The following is an 18,291-nucleotide window of genomic DNA, read 5'->3' as shown; positions in this document are numbered from 1 at the left end:
TTACTTAACTGGCGTAAGAGGCTTCTGAGAAAGAAGGGACGGCGCCGGTTTACCGCGGCGCCGTCCCCTACGCTGTCTTTCCCTGCTAGCCGCGTCGGCCGCAGGACGGCCACGCGCCGATGCCCTGCGACTGCAGCACGTTCTCTGCGACGCGGATCTGCTCGGACCTGCTGGCATGGTGCGGCATGCCCGATCCGCCGTTGGACCGCCAGGTGCCCAAGGTGAACTGCAGACCGCCGTAGTAGCCGTTACCCGTGTTAATCGACCAGTTGCCACCGGACTCACACGCCGCGACGGCATCCCAGTTCACGCTGTCCGCATTGGCGGTGCCTGCCAGCGCCATCGGAGCCACGGCGAGCGCGCCGGCGATGGTGGCCAGGCCAAACGTCTTGCGGATGTTCTTCACTTCTATCCTTTCGCCAAGCGCGCGCCAGTAACACCCGGCGGTCGGCCGGGCGTGGTGCCTTTACAGGCGTCAGGGGTGGGCCGCACCGTCTCGGTCAGGTGCAGCAGCGGAAGGCCGAAACCTCACCGGACATCACAGCCCGGCGGCCACCGGAGGCTGGTCCATCGCAGGTCCCTCCCGGCAGCCCCACTCACGCGCAGGTTCGTGGGTTTTGAAATTATTTGCTCCGTGGTGAAGCCCTTTGGGACCGTACAAACCGGATACGCGGAAGTCATCTCGGTGAAGAACGTGTCGCGGAATGATCACGGACAGATCACGGCGACATTTATCAAGCGTCCATGCAGGTCAATCACCGCTTTGACGGAGGCACCAAATACGGCCGGCCCGCGCGTTTTGGTGAGCCATCTCACCATGGTTTTGTGACGTGAAGCACGCCTAGACGCGGCCCCGACTGGGTAGGCAGGCTCGAAACCTGCTCCCAGGGCGCAGAAATCGCGGGGGTGGCCCCGCAAGATGGCGAACGGGTTCGCTGAGAATACGACGCCGGCCAACCGTGTGCATCCAGCGGTGAAACTGTTGCGGCCTAAGCGGTTTCACGATGATCCCGGGCCGCAGGCGCGTACACGTCGCAGGGTGATCACCTCAGGGGGTTCCACGCGAACAGCATTGAAGGCTTTGCACCCCAACATGTTTGACGCTTCACAGCCCAGGAGCACGCTTATTACCCTGCCGGACCCGACTCCCCCGGTCCGCTCGCCTGTCCGAATGGCCCGCAGGAGCATCGGGTGCGCCCCTGTCCCGGAATGAAATTCGCGTGAGGTTGGTGACCGAATTGGTACCCATTGTTGCTTTTCGGACACGAAATAGTCTGCAGCAAAACGGCATTCACACTGCACTGGGCGCCCGCAGGCATAGCGATAGCGCAGAACAACTGTTGTGATCGTGAACGCTTATCACAGCCGACTACCGACAGAATTGGCTACACGGAATTCGATTCCGTCAGTCGCAAATAGTCGACCGATAATTGGTGAATTTGCTAGGCAATTTGCTGGAGGCGTACCGCATCGAGATCAGCGGTGGTGTTGACGTTGGTCAACCCGCGCTGCTCGGGCAGCACGATGCGCTGGGTGTCGACGGTTTCCACCAACGCGCGCATGCTGCGCTCCCCCGCGGCCACCAGTGCTTCCACCCGATCGGCCAGCGAGGTCCGGTAGATGCCGGCCAGGTAGTGGTCACGCCCGTCCCAGGGCAGCACCACGTCGGCGCCCAGCACCACCGCGGGTCCCACGAGTTGATCGACGAGGTCGACGGTCAGCAGTGGCATGTCCACCGCCGAGACGAACGCCAACTCGATGCCCGCATCTGCGGCCGCGCGCAGCCCACGTCCGGTCGCCAGCAGCGGACCGACGCCGCGCACCTCGTCACGTAGCACCTCGGCGTCGAGCTGGGGAAGCGCCTGCCCCGGCGCGGCCACCACGTACACCGGCGCGCAGCGGGGCTTGAGAATGTCGACCATGTGCTCAACCAGGGTGGAGCCCGCATAGGGCAGCGTGGCCTTGTCACGGCCCATTCGGCGAGAAGCTCCGCCCGCCAAAATAATTGCGGCCAGGCTCACAGTGGTCGTCATGGGTGAGACGTTAGTCGACAGTCCAGGTGTCTTTGCCCCGAAGCAGCGACTGCAGCGCCGTCGTGTCGTGCGGCTGCGCATCTCGGGCGGCGGCGACCTGATGGCGTGCGGCGTCGTCGTAGGTCGGCTTGCTCACCTGTCGGAACACACCCATCACCGAGTGCTCGAGGTTCTGCTCGGACAGCCGTGACAGCGCGAACGCGTACGCCGAGTCCTCGAGGTGTGCGTCGTGCACGACGATCTCGGTGGCCGACACGTCGGCGGTCTTGGCGATCTCGAGCCCGTAGCCGGACTTCACCACGCAGTACTCACCGTCGGCGCCGAAGACGACCGGCTCACCGTGGGTGAGGTTGATCAGGCGCTCCTCGGCGCCTTCCTTACGCAGCGCGTCGAACGAGCCGTCGTTGAAGATCGGGCAGTCCTGCAGGATTTCGACCAGCGCGGCACCGCGGTGGGCAGCCGCTGCCCGCAGCACCTCGGAGAGCCCCTTGCGGTCGGAGTCCAACGCGCGGCCGACGAACGTGGCGTCGGCGCCCAGGGCCAGCGACACCGGGTTGAACGGGTAGTCCAGCGAACCCATCGGCGTGGACTTGGTGATCTTGCCGACCTCCGAGGTCGGCGAGTACTGGCCCTTGGTCAGCCCGTAGATCCGGTTGTTGAACAGCAGGATCGTGATGTTGATGTTGCGGCGCAGCGCGTGGATCAGGTGGTTACCGCCGATCGAGAGCGCGTCACCGTCACCGGTGACCACCCACACCGAGAGGTCCTTGCGCGCCAGGGCCAGCCCCGTCGCGATGGTGGGCGCCCTGCCGTGGATGGAGTGAAACCCGTAGGTGTCCAGGTAGTACGGGAAGCGGCTCGAGCAGCCGATGCCGCTGACGAACGCGATGTTCTCGCGGCGCAGACCCAGCTCGGGCAGGAAGTTGCGGATCGTGTTGAGGATGACGTAGTCACCGCAACCCGGGCACCACCGGACCTCCTGGTCGCTGGTGAAATCCTTACCCTTCTGGGGCTGGTCGGTCGTGGGCACCCCACTGGTGCCCGACGTCAGGCCGAGGTCAGCTCCAACCAGATCTGTCATGCGTCCGCTCCCACACCAGTCGCGTCGGCTGCTTCGGCCTCGATGGTGGCCGCCGCCAGCCGCGCGAACTTGGTCTTGTCACTTTCCTTGTCGCCCAGCGTTCCCTCGAGCGCGGCGTCGATGATGCTCTCCACCTCGTCAGCCAGGAACGCCATGCCTTCCACCTTGGTCACCGACTGGATGTCGACCAGGTACTTACCGCGCAGCAGCAGCGCCAGCTGCCCGAGGTTCATCTCCGGCAGCACGACCTTGTCATAGCGCCGCAGCACCTCACCCAGGTTGGCCGGAAGCGGGTTGAGGTTGCGCAGGTGCGCCTGGGCGACCTTGACCCCCCGGCGCCGTGCGCGTCGGCACGCCTCACCGATCGGGCCGTAGCTGCTGCCCCAGCCCAGCATCAGCAGTTCGGCGTCACCGGTCGGGTCGTCGACCTCCAGGTCGGCGACCTTGATGCCGTCCACCTTGGCCTGCCGCAGCCGCACCATCAGATCGTGGTTCTTGGGCTCGTAAGAGATGTTGCCTGAACCGTTGGCCGCCTCCAGGCCGCCGATGCGGTGTTCCAGACCCGGCGTGCCGGGCACCGCGAACTGACGCGCCAGCGTCTCGGGGTCCCGTGCGTAGGGCTGGAACGGCTCATCGGATTTGGCGAAGGCGTGGGTGATGGCCGGGTACGTGGTGACGTCCGGAATGCGCCACGGCTCAGAGCCGTTGGCGATCGCACCGTCGGACAGGATCATCACCGGGGTGTGATAGGTGACCGCGATGCGCGCGGCCTCCACGGCGACGTCGAAGCAGTCCGACGGTGAGCGCGGCGCGACGATCGCCACCGGCGACTCACCGTTGCGCCCGAACATCGCCTGCAGCAGGTCGGCCTGCTCGGTCTTGGTCGGCAGGCCGGTCGACGGGCCGCCGCGCTGCACGTCGATCACGATCAGCGGCAGCTCGGTCATCACGGCCAGGCCGATGGCCTCGGACTTCAGCGAGATCCCCGGCCCCGACGTGCTGGTGACGCCCAGCGCGCCGCCGTAGGACGCGCCGATCGCCGCGCCGATGCCGGCGATCTCGTCTTCGGCCTGGAAGGTCAGCACGTTGAAGTTCTTGTGCTTGGACAGCTCGTGCAGGATGTCGGAGGCCGGCGTGATCGGGTAGGTGCCCAGCACCACCTGGATGTTGGCCAGCTGGCCCGCGGTGACGATGCCGTAGGCCAGCGCGGTGTTACCGGAGATCTGGCGGTACTCACCGGCTGTCAGCTTGGCGGGCGCCACCTCGTAGGTGCTGGCGAACGCCTCGGTGGTCTCGCCGTAGTTCCAGCCCGCCTTCAGCGCCAGCACGTTGGCTTCGGCGATATCGGGCTTGCGGGCGAACTTCTCGCGGATGAACGCCTCACTGTGCGAAAGCTCACGGCCGTACATCCACGACAGCAGGCCGAGCGCGAACATGTTCTTGGCGCGCTGGCCGTCCTTCTTGGACGCGCCGATGGACTCGACCGCGCCGAGCGTCAGGGTGGTCATCGCGACGGCCTGCACCACGTAGTCGGACAGCTCGTCGCTTTCCAGCGGGTTGGACTCGTAGCCGACCTTGGCGAGGTTGCGCTTGGTGAACTCGTCGGAGTTGGCGATGATGAGACCGCCGCGGGGAAGGTCGGAAACGTTTGCTTTAAGGGCGGCCGGGTTCATCGCGACGAGCACGTCGGGGCGGTCGCCCGCGGTGAGGATGTCGTAGTCGGCGATCTGAATCTGAAACGACGAAACACCGGGCAGCGTGCCCTGGGGGGCGCGGATCTCGGCAGGGTAATTCGGTTGCGTGGCAAGGTCGTTGCCGAACAGCGCCGCCTCGGAGGTGAACCGGTCACCGGTGAGCTGCATACCGTCGCCGGAGTCGCCGGCGAACCGGATGACGACCTTCTCAAGCTTCTGCCGAGTCCCTGGACTGGCGCCGTTGCCGTTGGCCCCCACTCGCCTGCCTCTCTAGTAGCGGGTCGTTACCCACGAACGTCGTCCGCGTCGCCGTCAGCGTGACCCGGCGACGTTAGACGTCACACCCAAATTTTTTATGTCACTGCCAGTACCGATTATTGCACTTTCCTTAGGTAGGCCTATACCGGACCCGCGCAGGACACGAGGTCCAGGGTAGCCCAAACGCCCTGCTCACGTGTGTGCAGGGGTGCGACGTGAGACAAACTGTGCTTTTCGTCACCCCGCCGGGCGCCGGGTTTTCTAAGGAAATGGTTACTGCGCAGTAGCAGCCGGCTAGCACGCGGGAGGGTGCGCCTCGACGACCTGCGCCGGGCCGCTATGCGAGCCGGTCGGCCACGACCGCCGCGCGCCGTTCGCGCCAGCGCAACCGCAGCAGCAGCAGGTTCTGATGTGCACGGAACCCGGCCGAAAGCGGATCACGCCACGCGCGGGCCCGGGCTTTCGATTCGGTTTCAGGATCCACGCACACCATTGTGCCGTTCCATCCCGACCGCGGCGAGTTCGACGAGTGTGGCCTGCGTCCTAGGCTGGGCACATGCCGTTGAGCCGAGGACCCGACAACACCGACGTGGTCCGAGCGGAGCAGGCGTAATGGGACGGGTCACCGCCCGCCGCCGGGTTCAGCATGTCACCGCCGAAAACACGGTGGCCCGGCCTGACACGCTGGTGGTCGAAGAGCCGCTGGAAATCCGGGTCGACGGCACGCCGATCACCGTCACCATGCGCACCCCCGGCTCAGATATCGAACTGGCGCAAGGTTTTCTGCTCACCGAAGGGGTGATCGCGCGTCGCGAGGATGTGCTGACCGTGCGGTACTGCAAGGGCACCACACCCGACGAGTCCGGGGTCGCGGCCAACACCTACAACGTGCTCGACGTCACGTTGGCGCCCGATGTCGCGCCGCCCGACGTCGATGTGACCCGCAACTTCTACACCACCTCGTCGTGCGGTGTGTGCGGTAAGGCCTCCCTGGAGGCGGTGCAGTTGAGCAGTAAGCACGGCCCCGGCGACGACCCGTCCACCGTCACCGCCGAAACGTTGACGAGCCTGCCCGCGCTGCTGCGGGACGCGCAAAAGGTGTTCGCCGCCACCGGCGGCCTGCACGGCGCCGCGCTGTTCGACACCGGCGGTGCCATCCTTGCGGTCCGCGAGGACATCGGCAGGCACAACGCCGTCGACAAGGTCATCGGCTGGGCGCTGGAGCACGACCGCATTCCGCTCGGCGGCACGGTGCTATTGGTGAGCGGACGCGCGTCGTTCGAGCTGACGCAGAAGGCGGTGATGGCCGGTATCCCGGTGCTGGCCGCCGTCTCGGCGCCCTCCTCGCTGGCCGTCGACCTCGCCAGCCAGTCCGGGCTCACGCTGGTGGCGTTCCTGCGTGGCGACTCGATGAACGTCTACACCCGCCCGGACCGCGTGGTGCGCTAGGCCGGGGGAAACTAGGCGGGGAAAATTAGGCGGACTTGTCCCGGCGCTCGGTCCGAGACGGCTTGCGCGGCACGATGGTCGGCAGCACGTTGTCCTGGACCGTCTCCTTGGTGACGACGACCTTGGCGACGTCGTCACGGCTGGGGATGTCATACATCACCGGCAGCAGGACTTCCTCCATGATCGCGCGCAGTCCACGCGCACCGGTGCCGCGATGGATCGCCTGATCGGCGATGGCCTCCAGCGCGTCGTCGGTGAACTCCAACTCGACACCGTCCATGTCGAACAGCCGGGTGTACTGCTTGACCAACGCGTTCTTGGGTTTGGACAGGATCTGCACCAGCGAGTCCTTGTCCAGGTTGGTCACCGACGCCACGACGGGAAGCCGACCGATGAACTCGGGGATCAACCCGAACTTGATCAGATCCTCGGGCATCACTTCGGAGAAGTGGTCCTGCGTGTCGATCTCGGCCTTGGAGTGCACCTCGGCGCCGAAGCCCAGCCCGCGCTTGCCGACCCGGTCGGAGACGATCTTCTCCAGTCCCGCGAACGCGCCCGCCACGATGAACAGCACGTTGGTGGTGTCGATCTGGATGAACTCCTGATGCGGGTGCTTGCGCCCGCCCTGCGGGGGCACCGAGGCCTGCGTGCCTTCGAGGATCTTCAGCAGCGCCTGCTGCACTCCCTCACCGGACACGTCGCGGGTGATCGACGGGTTCTCGCTCTTGCGGGCGATCTTGTCGACCTCGTCGATGTAGATGATGCCGGTCTCGGCACGCTTGACGTCATAGTCGGCGGCCTGGATCAGCTTGAGCAGAATGTTCTCGACGTCCTCGCCGACGTAGCCGGCCTCGGTCAACGCCGTGGCGTCGGCGATCGCGAACGGAACGTTGAGCATCTTGGCCAGCGTCTGCGCCAGGTAGGTTTTGCCGCAGCCGGTGGGCCCGAGCATCAGAATGTTGGACTTGGCCAACTCGACCGGCTCCGCGCGGGAGTCGCGGGTCTTCTCCGAGGCCTGGATCCGCTTGTAGTGGTTGTAGACCGCCACGGCAAGAGTCCGCTTTGCGGTGTCCTGTCCGATGACGTAACCCTCGAGGAAATCCCGAATTTCAGCCGGTTTGGGAAGCTCGTCGAGTTTTACGTCGTCGGCGTCGGCCAGTTCCTCTTCGATGATTTCGTTGCAGAGGTCAATGCACTCGTCGCAGATGTAGACCCCTGGGCCCGCAATGAGTTTCTTAACCTGCTTTTGACTCTTGCCACAGAACGAGCACTTCAGCAGGTCACCGCCGTCTCCAATGCGCGCCATGGTGGTGGGGTCCTACTTTCCTCGCAGTTGGTACTGAATCTTCTTGTGTGCTTCGCGTCGGGCTTTTCCTAAGGGATGGTCCCGACGCTACCCGCTTGTCACTACACGGTGCGACCGATAATGCCGAATCGCGTCTTTGGTATTCATCTGTCGCGCCAACATATCGTCTGACAACCCCGATAACTGTGCGGAACGCGCACTGTGTCCCTGGCGTGTCGCCGCCGTTACCGCTTCGGGAGCCGTCCGCAACCAAAGTACCCGTCGCTGCGCAGATATCCACCGCGAGCGGCGCCGCCCCCGCAGCGCAGGCGTCGGGCTTACCGCCGGCCCGGACCTCCGGGTCCGACCGGCCCCGGGCCCACCGGGCCTGGCCCCACCGGACCGGGCCCGACCGGACCCACCACACCTCCGACGCCGACGGGACCCGCCGGCCCCAGGACCGGGTTGGGGCCCAGGATCGGGGTCGGGTTCCAATACACGTCGACAGCCGAGTACGGCACACACTGGTCGGTGTAGACGTCCCAATAGGTTCCGGCCGGGCACACCTCGTCGGCGTGACCCACCGCCGGCGAAACCACCTGAAGCGCCAACGCCATGGCTCCCGTGGCCATCACGGCACACAGTCGTCTGCCCACCCGCACTACGCTCTCCTGCCGTCTGATCCCCCGAATGGCTGCCGTGAAAGCCTGCCATACGCGGGGTTTGACGCAGCGCGGATTGACGCGATTGGTGACGGGCTCAGGCGGTCTGCGCCGAGAGCTTGCGGTACTCCAGCACCGTGTCGATGATCCCGTACTCCTTGGCGTCCTCGGCGGTGAGGATCTTGTCGCGGTCGGTGTCCTTGCGGATCTGCTCGGGTGTCTTACCGGTGTGGCGGGCCAGCGTCGTCTCCATCAAGGTGCGCATCCGCTCCACCTCCGCGGCCTGGATCTCCAGGTCGGAGAACTGGCCCTGGATGACGCCGGACAGCGCCGGCTGGTGGATCAGGACGCGGGCGTTGGGCAGTGCGAGTCGCTTGCCCGCGGTGCCCGCGGCCAGCAGCACCGCGGCGGCCGACGCGGCCTGGCCCAGGCACACCGTCTGGATGTCGGCGCGCACGTACTGCATGGTGTCGTAGATCGCCATCAGCGACGTGAACGAGCCGCCCGGTGAGTTGATGTACATGGTGATGTCGCGGTCGGGATCCAGCGACTCCAGCACCAGCAACTGGGCCATGATGTCGTTGGCCGAGGCGTCGTCAACCTGCACGCCGAGGAAGATGATGCGTTCCTCGAAGAGTTTGTTGTACGGGTTGGACTCCTTGACGCCGAAGCTGGAGTGCTCGATGAACGACGGCAGAATGTAGCGGGCCTGGGGTTGCAGGCGGGCGTCCAGAGACGGATGGATGTGATCGGTCATTTGTCTAGTCCTGCTCCCGGTCCTTGGCCGTTGACTGACGCGCTGGTGATGATGTGGTCGACGAACCCGTATTCGAGCGCTTCCTGCGCGGTGAACCAGCGGTCGCGGTCGGAATCGGCTTCGATGCGTTCGATGGTCTGCCCGGTGAACTCGGCGTTGAGCCGGAACATCTCCTTTTTGATGACCGCGAACTGCTCGGCCTGGATGGCGATATCCGAGGCGCTGCCCGTCACACCGCCCAGCGGCTGGTGCATCAGGATCCGGGCGTGCGGCAGCGCGAACCGCTTGCCCTTGGTTCCGGCGGCGAGCAGGAACTGCGCCATCGACGCGGCCATGCCCATGCCGTAGGTGGCGATGTCGCACGGCGCCAGCACCATCGTGTCGTAGACGGCCATGCCGGCGCTGATCGAACCGCCGGGCGAGTTGATGTAGAGGTGGATGTCCTTGGTGGGATCTTCGGCGGCGAGCAGCAGAATCTGCGCGCACAGCTTGTTCGCGATGTCGTCGTCCACCTGCGAGCCCAAGAAGATGATCCGCTCGGACAGCAACCGCTCATACACCGAGTCGACGAGGTTGAGCCCGTGGCCGTTCGACCGCATGTCAGTCACGACTGGTACCTGCTTTCTGTCAAAGTCTCGTTCTCACCGACACTAACCAACCAGCGCCGTCGCGCAGTCCCCAGAGGGGCCGCGTTCGCTCACAGCGTCACTTGGCGTCGGCGGGTTCCTCGCCGGCTTCCTCGGCGGCGGGGGCCTCTGCGTCCGATGCGTCCGCGGCTTCGGTCTCCGCCTCGGCCGGCGCCTGCTCATCGGGGCGGCCGAAGAACTCGGTGGTGTCGATCTCGTTGCCGTCGCTGTCGGTGACGGTGGCGCCCCGCACGACGGCGGCTACGGCCAACCCCCGGCGCACGTCGGCGAACATCGCAGGCAGCTGGTTGTTCTGCTGCAGGGCCTGCAGCAGCTGCTGCGGTTCCATGCCGTACTGCTGCGACATCAGCACCAGACGTTCGGTGATGTCGTTCTGGCCGACCTGGACCTCGAGCTTGTCGGCGATCGCGTCCACCAGCAGCTGGGTCTTGATCGCCTTCTCCGCGTTGCTGCGGGCGTCGGCGTCGAACTCCTCGCGGCTGCTGCCCTGGGATTCCAGCAGTTCGGCGAAGCGCGCCTCGTCGTGGTCGAGGCTGTGGATCGCGCTGTGCAGGGTGTCGTCGACCTGGGCCTGCACCACGTTCTCCGGCAGCGGCACCTCCACCTGCTCGAGCAAGGTCTCCAACGTCTTGTCGCGGATCTGCTCGGCCTGCTGCACCCGCTTGGTGCGCTGCACCTGCTCGCGAAGGCTGTTACGCAGCTCGTCGATGGTGTCGAATTCGCTTGCCAGTTGGGCGAAGTCGTCGTCGGGTTCGGGCAGTTCACGTTCCTTCACCGACTTGACGGTGACGGTGACCTGCGCCTCCTTGCCCGCGTGCTCGCCGGCGGCCAGCTTGGTGGTGAAGACCCGGCTCTCGCCCTCCTTGAGCCCGACGATCGCCTCGTCGAGGCCGTCGATCAGCTGGCCGGATCCGACCTCGTGCGACAACCCTTCGGTGGCGGCCTCGGGCAGCTCCTCGCCGTCGATCGAACCCGACAGGTCGATGGAGACGAAGTCGCCGTCCTGCGCGGCGCGGTCCAACCCGCTCAGGGTGCCGAAGCGGGCGCGCAGCGACTGCAGCTCGGCGTCGACCTCCTCGTCGGTCACCTCGATGGGGTCCACGGAGATCTTGAGGCTCTCGAGGTCGGGCAGCTCGATGTCGGGGCGGACGTCGACCTCGGCGGTGAAGACCAGGTCCTCGCCGTACTCCTTCTTGGTGATCTCGATCTCGGGCTGCCCGATCGGGTTCACCTGCGTCGTCGTCACCGCCTCGGAGTAGCGGCCCGGCACCGCGTCGCTGACCACCTGATCCAGCATCGCCTCGCGGCCGACGCGGGCCTCCAGCAGCTTGCGGGGCGCCTTGCCGGGGCGGAAGCCGGGCAGCCGCACCTGCTTGGCCAGCTGCTGGAAAGCGCGGTCGAACTCCGGCTCGAGCTCAGTGAAGGGCACCTCCACGTTGATGCGAACCCGGGTCGGGCTCAACTTCTCGACGGTGCTCTTCACTTCGTACTCCTTCAAGTTCTGGTGTGGTTCGTGTTGCAGTCGGGGTGACAGGATTTGAACCTGCGGCCTTCCGCTCCCAAAGCGGATGCGCTACCAAGCTGCGCTACACCCCGCGTCCGCGTCCGTCGGACGTCCACGCGGGCCGTCCCCGAAACGCAGGACGACCACGCGAGATACTACGGGCTGGACACGCGGTGCCTTTAATTGGATTTGGTTCCGGTGCCGCCGGTACAGTCTGCTGGTGCTGCACACGCGGGCGTAGCTCAATGGTAGAGCCCTAGTCTTCCAAACTAGCGACGCGGGTTCGATTCCCGTCGCCCGCTCCAATAACGCCGCCGCTGGGGCGTTTCTGCATTTCGACGACGGTTCCGGCAGGCTGCGCCGCCGGCGAACGCACGAGTTCTGCGCCGACCTGCACTTGCGTGGCGCTCACCGGAAGGCATTGAGCCCGGTGATCGCGCGTCCGACGATGAGGGACTGAACCGAGTCGGTGCCCTCGTAGGTGTACACGGCTTCGATGTCGGCGTGATGCCGCGCGACGTGGTGATCAAGCAGGATGCCGTTGCCACCGAGAATGTCCCGAGCCATCGCACAGACCCGTCGGGCGGCGTCACCGGTGTTCAGCTTGGCCAGCGCGGCGTGCTCGATCGACACCTGTCCGCGGGCCTGCAACTGCGACATCCGGGTGCACATCAACTGCATGCCGGTGATGTCGCTGAGCATGTGCGCGAGCTTGTCCTGGACGAGCTGGAACCGGGCCAGCGGACGACCGAACTGCTCGCGTCGCAGCGAATAGGTCAGCGCCGCCTCGTAGGCGGCCACCGCGTGGCCCAGTGCTTCCCAGGCCACGGTCTGTCGGGACTTCGCCAGCACGTAGTTGGTGTCGTTCCAAGTCCTGGCCTTCGCCAGCCGGGCGTCTGCGGGCACCCGCACGCCGTCCAGGCGGATCTGGGCCTGCCACACGCCGCGGTTGGCTGCCTTGCCGATGATCTTTCTGGCGTGATACCCCGGCACCGGGTGCTCCGCGCCGTCGGGGTGTTCCACGACGAAAGCACCGACCTGACCGGCGTCGTCCCTGGCCCAGACGACCACCACGTCGGCGACCGTGCCGTTGCCGATCCACCTCTTGTGCCCGTCGAGCACCCACTCGTCGCCCTCGCGCCGGGCCCGGGTTTCCAACGCCACCACGTCGGATCCGTGCTCGGGTTCGGTCAACGCGAAGGCGCCGAGAGCTTCACAGGTCGCCATCCGCGGCAAGTATCGGGCCCGCTGCTCTTCGGAGCCCAGCATCGCGATGGTCGTCATCGCGAGCCCGGAATGCACGGCGTTCAACGTGGCGATGCTGCCGTCGCCGCGGGCCAGTTCGGCCGCGATGACACCTTCGGCGAGAAACGACACCCCCGGGCAGCCGTTCCCGACGATCGAGGCGCCGGCGATCCCGAGCCGGCCATAGCCGTCGGCCAGCTCGACCGGGAACTCCGCCCGTTCCCAGAAACCGGCAGCGGCCGGCGCCACCTCGGTGTCGCACCACCGTCGAACGCGATCCCGCATCTGGCGTTCCCGGTCGGTGAGCAGTTCATCCAGCAAGTAGAAGTCGGTGCCCCGAGACATCGCCAGGTCAGCACCGCTCGGCAACTCATTGTCGGTTTCGCCGTAATCGTGATCGGTCGCTGGACTGATCGGCGCGTTCATGCGTGGGTCCTGCTTTCACGTTCGGATAGATACGCGGGGCATGCGGGCCCGTCAGCCCTGAATCCGGCTGCTGTGGCCGGCCCACTCCTTGTCGCGCATCGCAAACTTCTGCACCTTTCCGGTCGACGTGCGCGGTAAGGCCTCGACGAACTCGATCGCCTTGGGCACCTTGAAGCGGGCGATGTGCTCCTGCAGGTAGGCGATCAGCTCCTCCTCGGACAACTCGAGGTTGGGCTGGCGCACGACGAACGCCTTGGGTCGCTCACCCCACTTCGTGTCCGGCACACCGATGACGGCGACTTCGGACACCGCGGGGTGCGCCTCGATCGCGTGCTCGATCTCGATCGTGGAGATGTTCTCGCCACCGGAGATGACGATGTCCTTGGAGCGATCACGCAACTCGACATACCCATCGGAATGCTGGACGCCGAGGTCCCCGGTGTGCAACCACCCGCCCTCGAATGCCTTGTCGGTGGCCTCCTCGTCGCGGAAGTACCCGGCCATCACATTGTTGCCCCGCATCACGATCTCGCCCATGGTCTGGCCGTCGCGCGGAACATCGTTCATGTGTTGGTCCACCACCCGCACGGGATCGGACTGGATCATCGCGACGCCCTGTCGTGCCTGTCGGCGCGCCTGCTCGGCCGCCGACATAGCCGACCAGCCGGCCTGCCACTCGTTGAGGGCGTAGGGGCCATACGACTCGGTCATCCCGTACACGTGCACGATCCGGGCGCCCAACTCGCGCATCCGCGCGATCACCGTCGGCGCCGGCGCAGCGCCCGCCACCGTCGCCACCAGCCCCTGATCAAGCGGATGCGCCTGCGGCGCTTCGGCGATCGTCACCAGCACCGTGGGTGCACCGTCGAGATGTGTCACCCGCTCCTCATCGAGCAGCCGCCAGATCACGTCGGCGCGTACCGCCCGCAGGCACACGTGCGTCGCACCGATGCCGGTCACCGCCCACGGGGTGCACCAGCCGCTGCAGTGGAACATCGGCAGCGTCCACAGGTACACGCTCTCCGGGTCGAAGCGCTGGTGAATGATCTCGCCCAACGCGTTGAGGTACGCACCGCGATGGGTGTACATCGCGCCCTTGGGCCGTCCGGTCGTGCCCGAGGTGTAGTTGATCGCGATCAACCCGAGCTCGTCGTCGACCTGCCACGGCAACGAGTCCGCCGAGCCGCGCGCCATCAGCTCGTCGTAGGAGATGTGCGCGTGCTCGGTAGCCGCCAACGAGGCGGGCCCATGCGGGTCGTGCAGCGCCACCACCTCCTGAACGGTTTGCAGGCTGGACAGCACCGGGGCCAGCGACTCGAGGTACTCGGTGTCGGCCACCAGCAGCTTGGCTCCGGAGTGATCGCAGATGTACTGGACTTCCTCGGCGGCCAGCCTGACGTTGATCGGCACCATCACCGCACCTGCCAGCGGCACCCCGAAGTTGGCCACCAACATCTCCGGGATATTGGGGCACAGATACGCCACCCGATCGCCGCGTTCAATGCCCGAGGCGCGCAGAGCATTCGCCAAATGTGTTGCCGCCGCACCGAACTCGCTGTAGGTCAGCCGGTGGCTGCCGTAGGCGATGGCGGTCTTGTCGGCAAACACGTCGAGTGACCGCTCGAGAAACGTCAACGGAGTCAGGGCCGTGTACGAACCGGATGTCGTCACGTCCTGCCCCACCGGCAGGTCAACTGTGGGTGCCATGAACCCTCCGCATCGTCAGAATCGATACATACGGCCGTGTAGACGACGGTAGACCGCTGGCGCACGCTGTGTCCCGCAGTCCCGCGGAGTGGAAATCCCGGATCGGGCGAACTGGTTCCGGCGAACCGCGGGCGTATAGCGGGTCCGCTCTCGGCGTAACCCAGCGCTGGTCGCGGCCCTGATCTGAGGGTTTCCTGTCGGTACGCTGAACGCCATGAACGCCGTGCTGCTGGTCCTGGTCGTGCTCGTCATCGTCGCGTTCGGCGTGCTCGTCTACGCGGCGATGAAGGCCTCGGACAACCGCAACGCGGCGTCGCTGGAGGACGCCAAGGCCGATGCGCGTCGGGTCATCGAACGCCTCGGCGGCCAGGTGATCAACCTGACCGGCACCGACGAGGCGTCCAAGCAGGCACTGGCCGACGCGTCGGAGCGGTACACCGCCGCCGGTTCCCAGATCGAGCAGGCCACCACCGTGCGCCAGGCCGCGCTTGCCAAGGAAAGCGCGCTGGAAGGCATGTACTACGTCCGCGCCGCGCGCACCGCGATGGGCATGGACCCCGGACCGGAGTTGGAGACCCTGGCGGGTCAGCGCTCAGCGGGCGTCGTCACCGAGGACCGCCGCGTCAACTTCGAGGGCCGCGAGATCGAGGCGTCGCCGGCGCCTTCGCAGCGCACCCCGAACTACTACCCCGGCGGGCAGGTCGCCGGCCGTCCGGTGCCCGCCGGCTGGTACTCCGAACCGTGGTGGAAGCCGGCCCTGGTGGCCGGTGCGTGGGGTCTGGGCTCGGTGCTGCTGTTCGACGCGCTGTTCTCCGGTATGCACGGCAGCGGGTATGAGCAGGGTTTCGCCCAGGGCTCCGACCAAGGCTTCGATCAGGGCCAGGGCGGCGACTTCGCCGCGGACGACGGCGGCGGCTTTGACTTCGGCGGGGACTTCGGCGATTTCGGCGGCTTCTAGCCACCTCCCCCGCGAGTGTGGGGTGATGACACGGCGTTAGGCCCCGAGGCGTGACATAACTCCACCTTCGCGCCAGAATGCGGGCGCTACTTCTGGCAGGTCGGGCACCAGAACACGTTTCGCCCCTCCATCACCGCGGTGCGGACCTCCGTGCCACAGATGCGGCACGGCTCACCGGCGCGACGGTAGACGTAGGTGCGGGGCCGGTCGGGACCGTAGGCGGGCGCGCCGTGGTCGTCTTCGGGACGGATCACGATGATCTTGCCGCGCCGGAAACCGACCTTCATCAGCGCGACGAGATCGGTCCACATTTCGTCGAACTCGGCCTCGTCAATGTGGATACCCGGACGGTACGGGTCGATGAGGTGGCGGTACAGCAGCTCGTTGCGGTACACGTTGCCCACGCCGGCGATCACGGTCTGGTCCATCAACAGTGAGCCGATCGCCCTGCGGGACTTGCGGATTCGCTCCCATGCCAGTGAGCCGTCGGCGTCGCGGCGTAACGGGTCGGGGCCGAGTCGGGCGATCACGTCGTCGATCTCGGCCTCGTCGATCACCTCGCACACCGTGGGCCCGCGCAGATCGGTGCCGTACTCGGTGCCGATCATCCGCATCCGCACCTGGCCGACGGGCAGCGGCATCGGCAGCGGCAGCTCGGTGAATGTCCCGTACAGCCCGAGGTGCACGTGCACCACCCGGCCGCCTTCGTAATGGTGAAACAGGTGCTTGCCCCACGCGCTGGCCTTGCGAAGCACCCGTCCGCTGACGGCGGCCGCGCCGTCGGCGAACCTGCCCTGCGGGCTGGACACCAGCACCGGCGCCCGGGCGAAGCGGCGCTGATGCAACCGGGCAAGCCGGTGCAGGGTGTGGCCTTCGGGCATTCCTAAGCGCCGGGCACCGGCGGTGCGACGTGGGTGCGCTCGTATTCGGCCAGGATGTCGATACGCCGTTGGTGGCGTTCGGCTTCCGACCACGGTGTGCTGAGGAAGGCGTCGACGATCGCGAGCATCTCGTCTTCGGTGTGCATGCGCCCGCCGATGCCGATCATCTGCGCGTTGTTGTGCTCGCGGGCCAGTTTGGCGGTCTCGACGCTCCAGCCCAGCGCACACCGGATACCGGGGACCTTGTTCGCGGCGATCTGCTCGCCGTTGCCCGAACCGCCGAGCACGATGCCGAGGCTGCCCGGGTCGGCGACCGTCTTCTCGGCGGCCGCGATGCAGAACGCCGGATAGTCGTCGACCGCGTCGTACGTGTAGGCCCCGCAGTCCACGGGCTCGTGCCCGTTGGCCTTCAGGTGCTCGATGATCCGCTGCTTGAACTCGAAGCCCGCATGGTCGGCTCCCAGGTAGACGCGCATGGCGGTCACCCTACTTCGACGCCCGCGGAATCGACATGAGGGCCGCGGTCAGTCGAAGGTCGGGGCCTCGGTGCGGGTGCGCTTGAGCTCCCAGAAGTGCGGATACGCCGCGAACGTCACCGAGGCGTCCCACAGCTTGCCTGCCTCCTCGCCGCGCGGGATCTTCGACAGCACCGGGCCGAAGAACGCGACCCCGTTGACGTGGATCGTCGGGGTGCCGACGTCCTCGCCGACGGCGTCCATGCCCTCGTGGTGGCTCTTGCGCAGCGCCTCGTCGTACGTGTCGGTGGTGGCCGCCTCGGCCAACTCGGCGGGCAGTCCCACCTCGGCCAGGGACTCCTTGATTACGGCGTCGAAGTCCTTGTTGTCCTGGTTGTGGATCCGGGTGCCCATCGCGGTGTACAGCGGCGACAGCACCTCGCGGCCCTTGGCCTGCTCGGCGGCGATGGCGACCCGCACCGGACCCCACGCCTTCGTCATCGCCTCCTGGTACTCCTCGGGCAGATCGCGGCCCTCGTTGAGCACCGCAAGGCTCATCACCCGGAAGTTCACCTCGATGTCGCGGACCTTCTCGACCTCGAGGATCCACCGCGAGGTGATCCAGCACCACGGGCACAGCGGGTCGAACCAGAAATCGGCGGTTGATTTTTCGCTGGACTTCTCAGGCATCGGGCGTCCTCTCGTAGGCGGTCTCATAGGCAGTCGCAACCCGTTGAACACAACTGCGCCGACGCGAAACGTGTTCCCTAAGCATGACCGGCCACTCCGGCTCTATGAGAAACGCCCTTAGTGTGCAAACGGTTATCAAACCGTGGTTGCGATGTGACCGCTGTGAAGAATTGTTACCAAAGTGAATAAACATGTTAACCGGGCCACCCAGACCTTCGCGCTGACCATCGGCGCCACCGCCGCGGCAGCGCTGCTCGCGGCCCCCGCGCACGCCGACCCGATCGATGACACGTTTCTGGCCGCGCTGACCGACGGCGGTGTCCCGTTCACCAACCCGGTGGACACCGTCGCGCTCGGCAAAGCGGTGTGTCCGCTGCTCGTCGAACCCGGCAAGTCGTTCGCGGCCGCGTATTCCACGGTGGCCAACAACGGCGTCCCGCCCCAGATGGCGGCCTTTTTCACCGGCATCGCCATCTCGATGTACTGCCCGCAGATGGTGTCCTCGCTGGGCAACGGCACCGTGCTCGACTGGCTCCCGCTGCCCGGCCGATAAGTTGGT

17 protein-coding genes, 2 tRNA genes and 1 pseudogene are annotated in these 18,291 nt (G+C 66.3%); 4 read left to right on the top strand and 16 right to left on the bottom strand.

Annotation, left to right across the window (positions count from 1 at the left end):
* Nucleotides 1-85 precede the first annotated feature (85 nt).
* The 5 genes from K3U96_RS09335 to K3U96_RS09315 form a co-directional block, all read right to left on the bottom strand.
* Entirely contained in the window at nt 86-406 is a 321-nt protein-coding gene (locus K3U96_RS09335) for a transglycosylase family protein (protein WP_069403874.1), read from the bottom strand.
* Nucleotides 407-1,442: 1,036 nt separating this feature from the next.
* Complete coding sequence (gene mobA / locus K3U96_RS09330) at nt 1,443-2,033, bottom strand: molybdenum cofactor guanylyltransferase (RefSeq protein WP_220692800.1); 591 nt, start codon at nt 2,031-2,033, stop codon at nt 1,443-1,445.
* Between the two features lie 10 nt (nt 2,034-2,043).
* A complete protein-coding gene (locus K3U96_RS09325; protein WP_220692799.1) occupies nt 2,044-3,114 on the bottom strand; it encodes a 2-oxoacid:ferredoxin oxidoreductase subunit beta in 1,071 nt (356 codons plus the stop codon).
* Nucleotides 3,111-5,066 carry a 2-oxoacid:acceptor oxidoreductase subunit alpha gene (locus K3U96_RS09320; RefSeq protein ID WP_220692798.1) on the bottom strand — a complete coding sequence of 652 codons (1,956 nt, stop codon included), beginning with the start codon at nt 5,064-5,066 and terminating at the stop codon, nt 3,111-3,113. The genes K3U96_RS09325 and K3U96_RS09320 overlap by 4 nt, the downstream gene beginning before the upstream one ends.
* A gap of 337 nt (nt 5,067-5,403) precedes the next feature.
* The gene (locus tag K3U96_RS09315; protein ID WP_165614091.1) at nt 5,404-5,550 is read right to left on the bottom strand and encodes a hypothetical protein; all 147 of its coding nucleotides are present in this window, start codon (nt 5,548-5,550) and stop codon (nt 5,404-5,406) included.
* A gap of 128 nt (nt 5,551-5,678) precedes the next feature.
* On the opposite strand from K3U96_RS09315, the gene fdhD reads away from it, so the two are divergent.
* Nucleotides 5,679-6,515 carry a formate dehydrogenase accessory sulfurtransferase FdhD gene (gene fdhD, locus K3U96_RS09310; protein WP_069403870.1) on the top strand — a complete coding sequence of 279 codons (837 nt, stop codon included), beginning with the start codon at nt 5,679-5,681 and terminating at the stop codon, nt 6,513-6,515.
* Between the two features lie 25 nt (nt 6,516-6,540).
* On the opposite strand, the gene clpX is transcribed toward fdhD, so the two are convergent.
* The 6 genes and pseudogenes from clpX to K3U96_RS09280 all read right to left on the bottom strand — a co-directional run bounded on the left by clpX (nt 6,541) and on the right by K3U96_RS09280 (nt 11,462).
* Nucleotides 6,541-7,821: an ATP-dependent Clp protease ATP-binding subunit ClpX gene (gene clpX, locus K3U96_RS09305; RefSeq protein ID WP_069403869.1), complete on the bottom strand. Its 1,281-nt coding sequence runs from the start codon at nt 7,819-7,821 to the stop codon at nt 6,541-6,543.
* A 317-nt stretch (nt 7,822-8,138) separates the two neighbouring features.
* Nucleotides 8,139-8,432 (bottom strand): hypothetical protein, encoded by a 294-nt coding sequence (locus tag K3U96_RS09300; RefSeq protein ID WP_220692797.1) that lies wholly within the window; start codon nt 8,430-8,432, stop codon nt 8,139-8,141.
* Nucleotides 8,433-8,559: 127 nt separating this feature from the next.
* Entirely contained in the window at nt 8,560-9,219 is a 660-nt protein-coding gene (locus K3U96_RS09295; RefSeq protein WP_069403867.1) for an ATP-dependent Clp protease proteolytic subunit, read from the bottom strand.
* Nucleotides 9,216-9,830: pseudogene (locus K3U96_RS09290) on the bottom strand (ATP-dependent Clp protease proteolytic subunit); the annotation flags it as partial. The pseudogene K3U96_RS09290 and the gene K3U96_RS09295, both read right to left, overlap by 4 nt.
* Nucleotides 9,831-9,924: 94 nt before the next feature.
* Nucleotides 9,925-11,349, bottom strand: a complete 1,425-nt coding sequence (tig, locus tag K3U96_RS09285) for a trigger factor (protein ID WP_220692796.1) — start codon at nt 11,347-11,349, stop codon at nt 9,925-9,927.
* 39 nt (nt 11,350-11,388) lie between these two features.
* Nucleotides 11,389-11,462, bottom strand: a tRNA-Pro gene (locus K3U96_RS09280).
* Between the two features lie 139 nt (nt 11,463-11,601).
* Here K3U96_RS09280 and K3U96_RS09275 point away from each other — a divergent pair.
* A tRNA-Gly gene (locus K3U96_RS09275) sits at nt 11,602-11,675 on the top strand.
* A gap of 103 nt (nt 11,676-11,778) precedes the next feature.
* Here K3U96_RS09275 and K3U96_RS09270 read toward each other — a convergent pair.
* Both K3U96_RS09270 and K3U96_RS09265 read right to left on the bottom strand, forming a co-directional pair.
* Entirely contained in the window at nt 11,779-13,041 is a 1,263-nt protein-coding gene (locus K3U96_RS09270) for an acyl-CoA dehydrogenase family protein (RefSeq protein ID WP_230982405.1), read from the bottom strand.
* Nucleotides 13,042-13,092: 51 nt separating this feature from the next.
* A complete protein-coding gene (locus tag K3U96_RS09265; RefSeq protein ID WP_069403864.1) occupies nt 13,093-14,748 on the bottom strand; it encodes a long-chain-fatty-acid--CoA ligase in 1,656 nt (551 codons plus the stop codon).
* A gap of 214 nt (nt 14,749-14,962) precedes the next feature.
* Here K3U96_RS09265 and K3U96_RS09260 point away from each other — a divergent pair, with 214 nt between their 5' ends.
* Nucleotides 14,963-15,706: a DUF1542 domain-containing protein gene (locus K3U96_RS09260; RefSeq protein WP_220692795.1), complete on the top strand. Its 744-nt coding sequence runs from the start codon at nt 14,963-14,965 to the stop codon at nt 15,704-15,706.
* A gap of 86 nt (nt 15,707-15,792) precedes the next feature.
* Here the strand turns inward: K3U96_RS09260 and K3U96_RS09255 are convergent, their stop codons facing one another.
* The 3 genes from K3U96_RS09255 to K3U96_RS09245 are packed head-to-tail and all read right to left on the bottom strand — an operon-like array spanning nt 15,793 to nt 17,732.
* Nucleotides 15,793-16,587: an Fpg/Nei family DNA glycosylase gene (locus tag K3U96_RS09255; protein ID WP_069403862.1), complete on the bottom strand. Its 795-nt coding sequence runs from the start codon at nt 16,585-16,587 to the stop codon at nt 15,793-15,795.
* A gap of 2 nt (nt 16,588-16,589) precedes the next feature.
* Nucleotides 16,590-17,063: a ribose-5-phosphate isomerase gene (locus tag K3U96_RS09250; protein WP_069403895.1), complete on the bottom strand. Its 474-nt coding sequence runs from the start codon at nt 17,061-17,063 to the stop codon at nt 16,590-16,592.
* A 48-nt stretch (nt 17,064-17,111) separates the two neighbouring features.
* Nucleotides 17,112-17,732 carry a mycothiol-dependent nitroreductase Rv2466c family protein gene (locus K3U96_RS09245; RefSeq protein WP_069403861.1) on the bottom strand — a complete coding sequence of 207 codons (621 nt, stop codon included), beginning with the start codon at nt 17,730-17,732 and terminating at the stop codon, nt 17,112-17,114.
* 181 nt (nt 17,733-17,913) lie between these two features.
* Here K3U96_RS09245 and K3U96_RS09240 point away from each other — a divergent pair, with 181 nt between their 5' ends.
* Nucleotides 17,914-18,285, top strand: a complete 372-nt coding sequence (locus K3U96_RS09240) for a DUF732 domain-containing protein (protein ID WP_084222930.1) — start codon at nt 17,914-17,916, stop codon at nt 18,283-18,285.
* Nucleotides 18,286-18,291 lie beyond the last annotated feature (6 nt).

Origin of the sequence: Mycolicibacterium holsaticum DSM 44478 = JCM 12374, from assembly GCF_019645835.1 — a bacterium.
GTDB lineage: Bacteria > Actinomycetota > Actinomycetes > Mycobacteriales > Mycobacteriaceae > Mycobacterium > Mycobacterium holsaticum.
This window is presented reverse-complemented; position numbering and strand designations above follow the sequence as displayed.

Bases quoted from the DNA above. Each gene is read 5' to 3' on its own strand.
- mobA (WP_220692800.1), bottom strand. From the start codon at position 2,033: ATGACGACCACTGTGAGCCTGGCCGCAATTATTTTGGCGGGCGGAGCT.
- K3U96_RS09325 (WP_220692799.1), bottom strand. From the start codon at position 3,114: ATGACAGATCTGGTTGGAGCTGACCTCGGCCTGACGTCGGGCACCAGT.
- fdhD (WP_069403870.1), top strand. From the start codon at position 5,679: ATGGGACGGGTCACCGCCCGCCGCCGGGTTCAGCATGTCACCGCCGAA.
- clpX (WP_069403869.1), bottom strand. From the start codon at position 7,821: ATGGCGCGCATTGGAGACGGCGGTGACCTGCTGAAGTGCTCGTTCTGT.
- K3U96_RS09300 (WP_220692797.1), bottom strand. From the start codon at position 8,432: ATGGCCACGGGAGCCATGGCGTTGGCGCTTCAGGTGGTTTCGCCGGCG.
- K3U96_RS09295 (WP_069403867.1), bottom strand. From the start codon at position 9,219: ATGACCGATCACATCCATCCGTCTCTGGACGCCCGCCTGCAACCCCAG.
- K3U96_RS09270 (WP_230982405.1), bottom strand. From the start codon at position 13,041: ATGAACGCGCCGATCAGTCCAGCGACCGATCACGATTACGGCGAAACC.
- K3U96_RS09265 (WP_069403864.1), bottom strand. From the start codon at position 14,748: ATGGCACCCACAGTTGACCTGCCGGTGGGGCAGGACGTGACGACATCC.
- K3U96_RS09260 (WP_220692795.1), top strand. From the start codon at position 14,963: ATGAACGCCGTGCTGCTGGTCCTGGTCGTGCTCGTCATCGTCGCGTTC.
- K3U96_RS09255 (WP_069403862.1), bottom strand. From the start codon at position 16,587: ATGCCCGAAGGCCACACCCTGCACCGGCTTGCCCGGTTGCATCAGCGC.
- K3U96_RS09250 (WP_069403895.1), bottom strand. From the start codon at position 17,063: ATGCGCGTCTACCTGGGAGCCGACCATGCGGGCTTCGAGTTCAAGCAG.
- K3U96_RS09245 (WP_069403861.1), bottom strand. From the start codon at position 17,732: ATGCCTGAGAAGTCCAGCGAAAAATCAACCGCCGATTTCTGGTTCGAC.